The following is a 13203-nucleotide window of genomic DNA, read 5'->3' as shown; positions in this document are numbered from 1 at the left end:
GTGGGGAAAAGCGCCTTTAAAAGTCCGACTTTGGACTCTTTAAGAATCCCTCGGATTTATCCGTAGGGAGTATCAAGGACAGCGATCGCATTTTATAGTATGGCGCTTGTGTCATGACAAATATGGATGCGGATGGAAGGCCGATCGCTTCTACCCATTCCCACAGTTTCTTAAATTATTCTAAAGGTTGGCGAACGAGGTGCAACTGTCGGACTACGATAAAGAGCGTAGTTGCTTCAGGGAGTTTTGATGGTGTTTAACTCTCATTGCCAGGGAGAGCCGAGTCGCGAAAAGCGGGTTGGAGGTTGGCATTATGCAATTTGATGAGGCAAGGGTTGACGAAAATGCTTCGTCAATCTATTTTGTTTATCCTTTCACCTTCGATATTCCAGCGTTTGATTCTCTGAATCGGGCGATCGCTGATGCAAAATTGCCCCAGAAGCAGACTCCTTTGTGGACATCTGGCTCTTTTCCTACAGAAGATTTATTATTTCACGTTGCCAATTATCTCAATCCCACAGACGATCGCACTCCCACCGCTCAATTGTGGGAACTATCAGATTCAGTGCGTGATGTGTTTGGGTTTCGAGAACAGTGGGAGTTGATTTCGCCCCAGGAATCCGTACCGTTTGGATTTGGTAAGGATGGCAACGTTGGCAATGTGGTACAACTGATGTTGTTTCAGGTGGGGGTGGGATTTTTAATTTTGCAGGTGCAACCCACTACCAATACTCTCCAGGATTGGCTTAACTTTTTGCACTATTTTCGGTTTTTGGAAGGGCAGCAGGGGTCGAGAGTGAGGGCGCAAAAGCGCCTGTGGGATGCGGAAACCAATCGCCCATTATTTGAAGATTATTTTCCGGAAATTGCCGATCGCCATGCCCAGGGAAAACCTAAATTCGGCCATATAGTAAAGGCATTATTGCACACCGTTAGTTCTCAACGGTGGTGGAATGAGATTTTTGTGCGGGGTCAAATGCTGCCGTTTGTTTCCCTGTATGTGGATGGATTGTCAGAGGAGAAAACGCCTCACTTGCTGTACAAGTTACAGAACTTTTTCCATGCTAACCAGGGAGAAGATCCAGCGCCAGAAGATTTAGATCCGCAGGTTCAGCCTTGGTTGCCTTATGCGCGGGGACAGTGGTTTGTTTGTACTTTGGAAGGCAGCAGTTTCTTAGCAGTTAACGCATCTACTGAGCCATTTTTTCGGGCAACGCTTCCGAGTCATCTGCGCCAACAGTATTTTCTGTTGTTTTTGCTGGCATTGCATCAGCGATTTGCTCTGATGTCACTCTCGGAACAGGTGGCAGAAAGTTGGGTGAGGGATGAAGCGACTCGATTGCAAGAGTTTGATTTGATTCGCGATCGCTTGTTGTGGTTTACTGCACGGGGATATTTTGCCCAGGTGATGCAACGAAAACATCATCATCGCTGTTATTGCAAGTGGCAAGAGGTGTTTCAGTTAGACCGACTTTATCGGGAAGTTCACGATGAAGTGCGGGAAATGCAAGAGTATTCGACTTTGCAATATTTACGGCGTCTGGAAGCGGCAGAGAAACAGCGGGAACAACAGCGTTTGGAAGAAAAGGAGCGACAGGCAGCAGCGGAGAAAAAGCGGGAACAACAGCGTTTAGAAGATTTACGCCGACAAGAGGAACGGGAACGGGAACGCGATCGCCTTTATATGTTGGCATTGCGAGAAAAAGAAGAGGCGGATAAGCAACGGGAACGGCAATATTTGCAGCAATTGCGGGAAAAAGATGAGGCGCAGGCAAAGCGCGATCGCGAGTTGCAAGACTTGGCCTATATTATTAGTGCGGGGTTGGGAGGTGCTGCAATTGTTGCTTCTAGTGCGGGGTTACTCACTGCAGGTAGCAATAATGGCGAGATTACTGTAGGATGGATTCCCGATTGGTTGAATGCTTTACATCCGGTTAGCGCGTCTATTTCTCTGAGTCTTTTGGCGGCTTTATTGTTTGGATTTGCTGGTTGGGGAGTTCGCGAGTTTAGACGCAGGCGTAGCGATCGCATCGCTCAACGGAAGTTAGAAGCATTTCGCTTATTACTAGAGCGATATCCGGCGTGGTTTTCGTGGCGCGATCGCGAATGGTTGGGGGAATTGGTGGATTGCAAACCCAATGAACCGAGGGAATTGTGGGAGGCGATCGCCAGTTGGTGTGAAAGCGAACGGCATCCTCTGGTGGTTAAGCAATTGACAATTCTAGAAAAGCGAGTTAAGCTTCATCGGAAGGTTCAGAAAAATTATAAAGCTGAATTGCGATCGCGGATTTCTCCACCCACTGCGGCACAGAAAAAAATTGAAGGGTTTCTGCAACTGTTGCACAATCAGCCGCATTTATTCGATGCGGAAGCTCGCTCTCATCTGGCGGAACAAAATTGGTCGGCAGAACCGGAAAAACTGGCCGAACAGATTAGCAAATGGTGTAAAAGGGAAAGGCGTTCTGCCATATACGCTCAACTGCTTGAGGAGCAAAATAATTTGCCCTCCAATCTGCCAATTTCTCAGATGGATCGATATAGCGATCGCTTGCAGAAGGCCAGCAATCGATTGCTGAAACCGCCGAAACCGCCTTCTCTGGGTTTGAGGGTACTACAAGAGAGTTGGCGAGAGTTAGAGCAAGGATGGCAGCGCTTAAAGCGATCGCCTCCACCCTAATCCCATTCAAAACACCATTTTACCACATTTTCGAGAAAAGTTGTTGAGTTAGGAAATAAAAATTACATGGTTTCGTTAATCGTGCAAGTTCTGGGCAATAGCGACATTGAGGTAGATAGCGCCCAAGGTTGTAACACCCTGAGCAACAGCTATTGTTTGGAGGATATTGAAGAAAAAGCAGCAATCAATGAGGAAGAGTTAATTGAGAACATCGATCGCGTTAATTTTCCCTTGATTAAAAAGCTTGCCGAATCCCCCATCATTCAATCGGAAAGCTCGAGTCCTCCTTTATTTTGCTTTTTGCTCACGGATCAACGGCAATGGCAATCCCAGCGCGATGAGACTGGAGAAGGATGGAATCAGGTTGCTTTAGATGGAATTTGGTGGCAAAAAATTCTGGAAAAATGGTGCGAAGCTCATCACATTCAGCATTATTCTGTTGCCCTGACGATTGACCCATCGGTGGAAAATGGGGTGGCGGATTGGGATGGAATGGCGCAAACTATAGAACGGTTTTTCGCGAGTCTGATTGACTTTCAAGAACATGGGATATTTTTTCAGCCGCAGCATGGGGAATCTATGCCAGTGGAAAAAATAACCGTGCAGCATAGTAGTGGAACGCCAGCTTTAAATGGTGCCTTGTATTTGTGGGGAATTGAGCGCAAATTAACGGGAAAACCGATTGATTTTGTTTATATTTCCGAGCAAAAAGAATGCGAACCTCATTCGGGGACGCACTGGCAATGGCATCTCAAAGTTCCGCAAATCCGGGAGTTATTGAAAATTCAGGATTTTAGTGGTGCTTTGCAAATTCTTCAAAGTCATCCGCACAGTATAGAAGAAATTGCAACGAAGTTACAAAAACTCGATCGCGCGGTTTCTTTGAATTTAACAGGGCGGGAAAATCTGGCGGGACGAGAGGGCATTATCGAACGGGTGGCGATCGCCGTTTGGAGTGAGACAGCATTTCGCGATCGCCGTCAGTGGATGCACTGGTATTTGCGCGTTGCTGGGGCGTTTGAGTTGGCGATTTTGCTGTTAGTCGAACACCAGGGAAATGGCGATTATGAATGGGAAGGCATCAACTTAATTTACAAAGCGGGAAACTCGGAATCAGTTGGCCCTTTGGGAATTGCGAAAATTGTCTTTAGTTTACTCAGCAAAGGAAAAGTAAAGCTCAGGAAACAAAAAGACGACGACCCCGATCGCTTCATGAAAGTTACCAAAATTGAGAAGACCCAGAAATGGAGTGATTTTAAGGGATTTTATGGGACGAACTGGCAAATTAAGGAGAATATTAACGTCGGAGGATTCACCAATCTGAGAAATGAACTCTATCACAGTTTATTGGGAGATAGCATCGATAGTCTGCTTGAAGAACGAACCGAAGAACTTGGTAACGTCACTCACCCAGAACATCCCGCGCAAGTTGCGGTTGACTATCTCCATTTTATTATCCGCCTAGCTGGATTAACCGATGAAGTGCAAGAACGAGCCAATAATAACTATCGTCAAATCGTTCGAGATATTGAGGAAAATCTGTAAATGAATGTAGAAGATTGGCTGATTCAACAGCGCCAGATTTATCAAAATCTGCCCGATGCTTCCCCAGAGATATCCATTCATCCGGTGAGTGGAGAATGGCAAAACTCTGGTTATTTAAAATCGCAGTTTTGGTGGGGAGGTGGCGCATCTCGCGAAGCTTGTCGGCAAGTTGCAGCAGCTTCCAACTCGGAATTAACTCACCTGGGCGTCCTCTCATTTGGCCCGGTTCAAGAATTTCTCGGCGGCGGAGAACGATTGCGCGATTGGGCGGTTGCTTCTTGGTTATGCCATTATCTCACTGCTGTGGCAATTTATCGGTGGGAAGAACGTCAGGGGCAAGTGTTGTTACCCTTGCATCGGTCTTCCCCATTACTCAATTTGTTGCGCGGCGAACCCTTCGATCGCGATCGCTTTTGGCAAGCAGAACTCCCCAATGTCATCACCGGATTGCATCCGCAAAATGAAAGTTGGTTGCAGGATTTTCAACCCGTTATTACCGAAGAATGGGGTAATTTTCTGAACGCATTGGAAGCGGAAGTCTCCCAACGCTACAGTCCTCATTTACTCAACGGTCAAGGATGGCAAGTGATTCACCGGGATAACGAATATCTCTGGTCGGTTTATACCGAAAGCACACCCCTTTCCCTAGAAACGGTCAGTCAAGATATCAAACACTTGCACGAACGGATCGAATCGCGTAAAATGGGTCGTCAGTGGCAAGCAACTTGGTGGGCAGGTCGCACCAGTCCTAGCGCCGGACAGTTGTCAATTTGGCATCCGGGACTCAAACCGATCCATCGCGGGGGGACTTGGGGATTGCCCGATTCTGAGTTAAATGAATGGTGGTTGCGGGCATCCAATGAAAGTCGCGATCGCCTGTCTGGATTGGTGGATAGTGACGATCGCCTCAATAGTATCGAATTCGTCCGTCGGTTGGCCTCGGTTCCGGAAATTATCGAACCCACTTTAGAACTGTTGTGGGGCAAAACACCGCCTCCCTGTCCTTGGGGAAAATTCCCCGATCGCGCCACTGTCGCCGCTGCTTGGGTTGTCGATCGCATCGATGCCGAGTTGTGGAATGAAAATGTCTCTTTCTGGCATGAATACTATCTCAATCGCAGTGCGAGTTACGAGTGGGGAATGCCGAAAGTCGATCGCAAACATCCCCCAGCTTTTGCTTGTCCGCGCATCTTAGAACGCCGCTATCTTAAAGATTTTCTCTCCTGCGCAGACAAAAGCCATCGCGAGTCGCAATTGCAAGACTGGCAAGAGAACGTCAAAGGGTGGGAAAGTCCCATCGAGTGGACGGTGGGATGGCGCGGCGATGGCGACAATATGGGAAAATGGCTGTCTGGGAAACAGTATGAAACCTTAACATTGCAGTGGTCGCGATGGCATCTCAATCAAGAAGCGATCGCCCAACATCAGTTAAACATCGACCCGCCGAGGGTACCCGCCAACGCCACCCGACAACTGGACTTGCCTCACGTTCTGGATTTGTCCGTGTTATTTGGATGCTGGAATCAACTGCTGTATCCCTTGGCAGAACGACACCACAACGCCAAAGTTATCTTTGCAGGCGGGGATGATTTTCTGTTGTTGGGGCCACTCACCGAAGCAGTTTCCCTCACCAGCAATTTATATCGTCTGTGGCGGGGTCAACTCTCACCTTTGACCCAACCTTTAGACCCGCCAGTGGATGGGTGGGTGCAACGGGAATCGGAGATTTATCCGGTTCCGGGACAGCAAATGGATTTTAGCTTGGGGGTAGTCATCGCCCAACGACGGATTCCGCAATCCTTATGGCATCGCGGGTTAACCGAAGCGTATAAAGAAGCGAAAAATCAAGGGCGCGATCGCGTCTGTATCAAAGTGCTATTCAATAGCGGTCAATCCTTGGACTGGGTTTGTCCTTGGCGATTGTGGGAACTGCTGATGCACGTGGGACTCACAACCGAGGAGAAAACCGAGTTAAATCGCTGGGAAAAGCTGCTGTCATACATGGAAAGCACTCGGTTGCAGCAATCTTCTATTACCACAGTTCGGGATTTAATCGAAACTCTGTGGGCGAGTGTGGGAATCGAACTCACTTGGGACAGCATCCTGAATGTGGCGGGACGGGAGTTTCGGGAAGAACTGGAAACCTGGTCTTGGTGGATTGGTTGGATTAGCGTCATGGGATTTCTGGCGCGACAAGAACGGGAACGGGAAAAATGGGTCGAACGAGTTGGGGGAACTAACCCATGAGTGAATTAGAACAAAGTTGGTATTCGATATTTCCTGCGGGAACGGTGGCGATCGGGAATCTCACCCCAGTGGGACAAAATAGCGGTCAAGTAGACTGTCGGTGGCCGCCAAACGGTCATCAATTGGCCGCTTGTTTGAACTTGCCCACCGATTGCACCTTGTGCGGGCCATTTTGGTATTCTCGCCGAACGGTTTACGTGACCTTACCCTTGCCGGTGTATCGATTGGAGTCCTCCCAGAAGATGCCTCCGGAGATTTTTCGGATGGTGTGGGAAGGCGATCGCTGGCAGGTGCAATCTCCCCATCGAGATGCCTCGATAGAGGTGGTGGGGGGTCGCTATCTGATTCCGGGCAACAGTCTCAAGCAATTGTGGAAAGCGGGACGGTTAACCAATCCGGAGAATAGCCCCCTGTTGTGCGAGTTGCCCTGGCAAAAACTCACCCTGAGTCACAACAGTCGCGAAGACTTTCAGGTGAAAGACGAGGGCGGGTTTTTTGCCGAAAAGACGACCCTGATGGATCCGGGTTGGTCGATTGTGGTGAAAATTATCGGCAATTATGACTGGCAGCAACGACTCCCCGATCCGCCTTGGAGTTGTATTGGTGCAGGCGCAACCCCTGTCAGCATCAAACCGGAGAAGATTAGCGCCAGTTGGTTGGAGGGGAAAGCGGAGAGTTTTCAGGGAACTGGGGCGGTGTTGCTAACCGGCGCATTGTGGGAGGAGGAAAATTGCCTCTCGGTTCCCTATCCTCCCCAAGTGCCGATCGCCGGATATGCGGCAGAGGTGGGAATTCCTTGGCAGTCGTGGAAATCCGTGCGCGATCGCCACAACCCCGAACGCAAAGTGCAAGTGCTGACCCCTGGGGAATGGTTGACCCCTGCAGGTGCGGTTTACCTGTGGCAGGGGGAAGCGCCCTTAGAAACATCCGCACCTTTGCCGGATCGGTACCATCGCCACTGCCTCGGTTACGGACATTTATGGTTATTTGAGGAGAAAACAAACAATGGCAATTGAATGGTTGATTTGTCGCGAACCCGTGCATATTGGGGGCGCGGATAGCAGTTCTCGCGGGAACAACAATCCGATTTTTCGTCTGAGCGATCGCACTCCCGCTATCCCCGGCAGTTCCCTCCGGGGTGCCTTGCGCGAAGGTGCCGAACACAGTTCGGAGTATCAAGGTTATGTGAGTAACTGGTTTGGCGGCAAAGATGAAAATATCTCACCCGGTTATATTGCCTTGGGTTGGGGGTGGCCCGTGTGGTGGCCGGTTCACGTTTTGGGGTATGGCAGTTGGTGGGTGAGTTGTCCCGCTTGGTTGAATCGCTATCAGCAATTATCTCAGCAAAATCTGCTGAATTTGACTGAGGAAAATATCTACGCCACCGACGCTCAATTAAACGGCAAAACTGTTTTTCTGCGCTGGTTGAAGTTAACGAATATCCAAACCTGTACTCTGAGTTTACCCGCCCCCTCAGAGGTTCCCCCGGATCGCCGCATTATCGTTCCCAGCGATAGTATCAACTTAATCGTGGATATGGGATTGGTTCGGCAACCGCGAGTCAGTTTAAGGGACGAACCGAATGATAATGGCAGTTTGGTCAAGAATCTGTTTGCGGTAGAAGGGTTGCCTCCGGGGGCGGTGTTTATGACCAGTTGGACAATTCGCAACCCGGAAAAAGTGGAACAGATAGGAGAATGGGAGAAATTTTTGCGATCGGAGCATTATTTGGGGGGATTGTGGAGTGTCGGTTACGGGCGAATTGCGATCGCGCAAACAGCGAATTCTACCCTTTCTCAAAAATAACCATCCGGTTCGATCCCCCCAACCCCCCTTTTTAAGGGGGGCTACAAATAAATATCCCTATCAAGGGTATAAAAGAACGGTATTAGGAGGAGAAAATGCCAGTTTGTTCTTATGAGTTAGATCGGGAAGTGTTTCGGTTGCTCAATCCCGGAGTTAACCGATTGGATGATTGGCAAGGTGCCGCCAGTGGGATTGCCGATTATGTTGCCAGTTGGGGAGTGGAAAGGTTTTGGGCGATGTCGCGATCGCAGCGCTTACTCGGGGGACAATTGCCCGATGCGGCGGAGGGTTCCGAAGAAGAACGCCGTTATTTTGCCTGGAGTGTGGCGCGAGTGGTTTTGTGCAAAATTGCAGGCAATGAGTTGAGGATTCGCGAAAATATGAGTACCGATAATTTTCAGGAAAGATTTCGCGATTTGGACTTCAATGAGCAGGTGTTGCTGACAGATTTGTTGATAGAGATTGCGGAGGCAATTCAGTTTTGGACGATGCGCCTGAAAGATGCGCGGGATAGTGGAAGTCCTGCGTAATCTCATTTTTCAGAAATAACGATCGCGATCGAACGTAGGGACACGGCAATGCCGTGTCCTTACCGATTGTGGAATTCTTATCAAAGTTATCGAAAAATGGGATAAGGTTCGAGAGTTGTTGTTAGAAAATTGAAGAAAGCGATCGCAGTTTGTTAAGTCTAGGAAACTGCGATCGTTTTTTTGTTGGTTTGACTTTGAGGAAGTGGGTCTAAAAACCTCTCTACTCTTCAGTTTGAGCCAGCAAAGTTTCGAGTTTGGGAATTAGAGACGGAAGTTCGTTCGTGATGATGTTCCAGATGATATCGAGGTTGACTTCAAAGTAAGCGTGAGTCAATCGATCTCGGGTTCCGGTCATCTGTCGCCAAGGGATATCTGGCGATCGCGCTTTGGTTGAGTCCGAAACATTTTTAGCGGCTTCTCCCAAAATTTCCACTAACCGAACGACAGCAAGAGACAACATTTCGTCGCGATCGAGATCTTCTCTCGTTCGCTGATTTGTGAAGGCAATTGCTTTTTGGGCAGCATCAATCATGTGTTGTAGTCGTACTGCATCAGCGTTCACCATAAATCACCTCAGCTTCTGAAACCACGCGATCGCGAAAATAGCGACTGAGGTCTTGAGGAGTATTCAAATCCACAGTCCGTCCCAGTAAGTTGCTGAGACGGTCTTGGATGTCGATGAAACCAAAACCGGGCGTTTTTCCTGGTTGGAATTCAACCAGAATATCGATATCGCTATCCGGACGAAAATCATCACGCAGAATCGAACCAAAAAGAGCGAGTTTGCGGATATGGTAATCCTGGCAAATTTGAGCGATCGCCGCTTCGGGAATTTCAATTTTAGACTGCCTGAAGGTGATGGTCATACTCTATTGTCTGGAAAATTAAAAAAGTTTCTGTTTTTTGTCACCTTCTTCTATTTTACTCATCAACTGGAAGTTTCAGCACCTTTTCCTTACCCCAGTTAAGCAGGCCAAATTTGGGTAAACTGCTGCTGTCGCAACGTGGGTTCTACTTCCGCATCGAATACCGTAATCCAGCAGCAATCGTCATACTCCCGTACCGCATAACCCGATGGGCGCGTTGTGGAATTGCCGCACCAGTCGGGTTTAGAATTATTTGTACTGCTGCATACCCCATGCACGATCGCCTCCCATGCGTCGGGTTCTCCTTGCCAAATGCTGACAATCCCACCGGGTACGCTTCTCGGTTGCTGAAAAGTCGGCAACTTATACTCCGCAGCAAGACAGCGAATCCGACTTCGCACCCCCTCGATTAAACCGTCAATCGAGTCTTCCGATTTCGGGGTGAGGGTGAACTCACTACCGCGATACCCGTTGAACCGCGTCAAAACGTGGGGGGGACGACGCCATCCCGGTCCTAACCCGCCAATGCGACTGGCAATATTTAACAACGGGTCTATCAAATCGTGAAATTCTCGGGTACAATCGGCTCGAATTATCCAAGTGCTGTGCGCGTCTTTAGCGGGAATATTCGCATAATTTTTTCCAGCCTTGGGCGATCGCAGACACTGGGTCAAATAACTCGTCAAAATCAATCGCGCTGGAGAGTTCAACCCGCCAAAGATTTTACTGGTGAGAGTTTTAGCATTGTCTGGAGAGAGCAATGACAGCGCCACGCGGGTAAAATAACCCCGCAAACAGGCCCGCAGCACTTGGGGACTCCAGCGATATTTACCGACTATATTCTCTTTATTATCTTGCTGTTGTATCGCAGGTTTAGTGCCGGTGAGGGCAATTTCCCAAGTTGCAGTTAAAGGCAGCGATCGCGCGATCCGACCAAACCCGGAAGCGGTTCCCCTTCCCACCCCCTGCTGTTTGAGCATCTCTTCCAATCGAGTTTTCAGCCAATTTTTCTCGCGATCGCTCACTGGATGTGCCAGTAACACTTGCACGGAAAACTTAGGCGGAGTGGTTGGCGGAATCACTGGCGACACCTGCCACTGCACCCCCAGGTTGTTGCTTTTTTGATTGAAAACCTGCCAAGATTGTTGTGCGTGCAGGGGAAAAGGTTCTAACTCTTTTCTCAAAAACACGCTTTCAAAGCGGATTTTACGGGGTTGCCACCCACTGCGATCGCTGTTGACTAATGTTTCCCAAAATCCTCTTTCTTCTGCAGATAACTGCTGCCAATTTTTGTTTAACCAAGTGAGCAAAGCCCCGCGAATGCTCGAACCCGGTATCCAAGCCACTCCCCCCACCTGTGCGGGCAAAATCCCCCCTTCCGGGAAACTGCCTCCCCCCACCTGCAAGGGACTAATGACTTGCAATCCCGATAAGGATACGGTAGATTCCTGGGCGTCTGGCGGATAAAAACTGCCGTTCCAAGCTTGGGTGATGACTTTATTTTCTGGTTTTCTAATGATATTGCAAGTTTTCGGCGTCCACCCTCGGTCTTCGTCTTCTCGAACGCTGTACCACTGCGGTAATGTTTCAGGTAAGGGGGTCATAATCCAACTTCTGTAAAAATCGTTATCGCAACTTTTTCTAGTTTACCATAAAGATTGGCGTTGCGATCGCTAATTTATACGAAGTTTTCTATCGTTTTTTTACAATTCCAGATCCGGGAGGCTTGCAGTGCGATCGCAATTTGTAGGATTTTTCAAACGGCGATCGCTTGTTTTGCGCTTAACCTTCTGTCACCGAGTTAAGCAATTGCTGAAACTCTGCAACCGAAGCGATCGCGATCGCTTGTCGGAATAGTTGCTTGAGAGTCTCAATCTGCTTAATCCCATTCACTGCTTCCACCACTGACGGTGGCACCTCCCCAAACCGCACTTGTAAAACTTCGACGATATCCTCGCGACGAGCTTGCTGCATCGCCTTTTCTTGTATTATTTCTTCCATCGGACTGATAAATGGCATACTTTCTTCCTCCCGCGTCTCAATGATTTCTGTGGTAAGTTGTTCTTCGAGTTCTTTGGGTAAGCTCATCATCCGGTCAACAAACCGAAATAGATTCGCACACCTGCTCTCTACTATAACCCCTTGACAGCAGGAACCGGAATAATAACCGTTTCGCCTGTTGTCGTTCTTCCATATTGTCGGTAGTGGCTTGGGTTTTTAAATGCGCCATCACCATCATCGCCAACGGGTTATCGATTGTTTCTAGCATTTCCCACTGGTTTTGATAGTCTAGCAGTTTGACGGTGGGAAATTCTAGATTGAACCGATATCCATCTAAACTGTAGGAATAGGCACTGGGTCGCCAGTTGGGGTTATCGTCTCCTAATATCGCCACGCTGACTACGGGTTTGTTGTATTTGTCAAAGGCGCGAGAGTTATAGCGATAGATGCGTTCGGTAAAGTCAGCATCGTACTGACTTTGCACTTCTACATGAATCAGGATCCATTGGGATTTCCCATTCAGCAGTTGCACTTCAAACAGTTTATCGGGAAATCGCGTCCCGATGTCTGAATCGCGCACCAATTCTTCCAGTTCTTTGTCTAAGGAACGATAAGGCTGGTTCCAGTTGATGTGGCTGTGAATGGGAGTGAAAAAGAAGGACAGGCAACTTTCAAAGTAGATGGAAAGTGCTTCTTTCCAGGGTCGGTCGTAGTCTGCTGGTACGGGTTTATATTGGGTCATTGCTGAATCGATCGCTGTGGGCTTTATTCTGCATTTTTTATAAATAAAAAATGAATTAAATAAGGTTTTCAATGAGTTTTTTGCTTAATAATTTGGTTATTTCTATAGCAAAGAGGATTGGGGAAACAAACCCCTACAAAAAAATGCCTTGCTTTAATTCCAGATCGTCGTTTCAGGCTGCATAAAAAATGTAGGGGTTTGGTCTCCAAACCCTCTTATCTTAGTCGGCTCAGGGTTGAGAGTGAATTTAACAGCCAATTTATTTGAATTGACTGCTTATATTTTTGAAAAAATTATTAGGCGATCGCAGTTTTGGATTTGTCGGTAGGTTGCATAACTTGGGAGACGCGCTCTTATCGCCGTCCCTACATGAGGAAACCGATCGCATTTTCCAATCCTACGCAATAATTACTGAATCATCTACAGCAAATTCCGGTTGAATGCCTAACACTTTCACCTTTTGGCGACAATGTGCTGACAGGGGATAAAACCGCAGTTGGTCTTGTCGTTTATTGAGCAATTTGAGCAGGCGCTTTTGCAGTTGTTCGTATTGGGTTTCGTCCAACACCACCTCAAACACCGATTTTTGCACTCGCATTCCATATCTCTCCAATAATTTGGCGACTCGGTTGCGTCGGTTGTCGTCTACGATGTCGTAGCAAATCAAATAAAACATCGGATTCCATCGGATTGATAACAACACCCGCCGTCGGTTTAAACCGACGGCTAATAGCGCAAGTCGGATAAATCTGAGATCTTGCACCAGTTGCAAGGCCGGGGATTAAAATC

The 13203-nt window shown here is 48.2% G+C and carries 12 protein-coding genes; 6 read left to right on the top strand and 6 right to left on the bottom strand.

Features of this window, described 5'->3' with window-relative positions; genetic code table 11:
• Positions 1–313 precede the first annotated feature (313 nt).
• From LKK83_RS25420 to LKK83_RS25395, 6 genes are all read left to right on the top strand, one after another.
• Entirely contained in the window at positions 314–2677 is a 2364-nt protein-coding gene (locus LKK83_RS25420) for a hypothetical protein (protein ID WP_324634243.1), read from the top strand.
• A 66-nt stretch (positions 2678–2743) separates the two neighbouring features.
• On the top strand, positions 2744–4222 hold the full coding sequence (locus LKK83_RS25415; RefSeq protein WP_324634242.1) for a hypothetical protein: 1479 nt from the start codon (positions 2744–2746) through the stop codon (positions 4220–4222).
• Positions 4223–6469 (top strand): Cas10/Cmr2 second palm domain-containing protein, encoded by a 2247-nt coding sequence (locus tag LKK83_RS25410; protein ID WP_324634241.1) that lies wholly within the window; start codon positions 4223–4225, stop codon positions 6467–6469.
• The gene (locus LKK83_RS25405) at positions 6466–7485 is read left to right on the top strand and encodes a hypothetical protein (protein ID WP_324634240.1); all 1020 of its coding nucleotides are present in this window, start codon (positions 6466–6468) and stop codon (positions 7483–7485) included. The genes LKK83_RS25410 and LKK83_RS25405 overlap by 4 nt, the downstream gene beginning before the upstream one ends.
• Positions 7475–8275: an RAMP superfamily CRISPR-associated protein gene (locus tag LKK83_RS25400; RefSeq protein ID WP_324634238.1), complete on the top strand. Its 801-nt coding sequence runs from the start codon at positions 7475–7477 to the stop codon at positions 8273–8275. Before LKK83_RS25405 ends, LKK83_RS25400 begins: the two co-directional genes overlap by 11 nt.
• A gap of 95 nt (positions 8276–8370) precedes the next feature.
• Positions 8371–8805, top strand: coding sequence for a hypothetical protein (locus LKK83_RS25395; protein ID WP_324634237.1), 435 nt, complete (start codon positions 8371–8373; stop codon positions 8803–8805).
• A 220-nt stretch (positions 8806–9025) separates the two neighbouring features.
• On the opposite strand, the gene LKK83_RS25390 is transcribed toward LKK83_RS25395, so the two are convergent.
• From LKK83_RS25390 to cas2, 6 genes are all read right to left on the bottom strand, one after another.
• Positions 9026–9370 (bottom strand): HepT-like ribonuclease domain-containing protein, encoded by a 345-nt coding sequence (locus LKK83_RS25390; protein ID WP_324634236.1) that lies wholly within the window; start codon positions 9368–9370, stop codon positions 9026–9028.
• Positions 9357–9671: a nucleotidyltransferase family protein gene (locus tag LKK83_RS25385; RefSeq protein ID WP_324634235.1), complete on the bottom strand. Its 315-nt coding sequence runs from the start codon at positions 9669–9671 to the stop codon at positions 9357–9359. Before LKK83_RS25385 ends, LKK83_RS25390 begins: the two co-directional genes overlap by 14 nt.
• 98 nt (positions 9672–9769) lie before the next feature.
• Positions 9770–11275 (bottom strand): RAMP superfamily CRISPR-associated protein, encoded by a 1506-nt coding sequence (locus LKK83_RS25380; protein WP_324634234.1) that lies wholly within the window; start codon positions 11273–11275, stop codon positions 9770–9772.
• Between the two features lie 178 nt (positions 11276–11453).
• A complete protein-coding gene (locus tag LKK83_RS25375; protein ID WP_324634233.1) occupies positions 11454–11762 on the bottom strand; it encodes a hypothetical protein in 309 nt (102 codons plus the stop codon).
• 4 nt (positions 11763–11766) lie between these two features.
• Positions 11767–12414: a hypothetical protein gene (locus tag LKK83_RS25370; RefSeq protein ID WP_324634232.1), complete on the bottom strand. Its 648-nt coding sequence runs from the start codon at positions 12412–12414 to the stop codon at positions 11767–11769.
• Positions 12415–12811: 397 nt separating this feature from the next.
• Positions 12812–13090, bottom strand: a complete 279-nt coding sequence (gene cas2, locus LKK83_RS25365; RefSeq protein ID WP_324634231.1) for a CRISPR-associated endonuclease Cas2 — start codon at positions 13088–13090, stop codon at positions 12812–12814.
• Positions 13091–13203 lie beyond the last annotated feature (113 nt).

It is taken from the genome of Phormidium sp. CCY1219, from assembly GCF_035615515.1.
Classification (GTDB): domain Bacteria; phylum Cyanobacteriota; class Cyanobacteriia; order Cyanobacteriales; family Laspinemataceae; genus CCY1219.
Note: the sequence above shows the minus strand (reverse complement) of the source record. Positions and strands in the feature narration are given on the sequence as shown.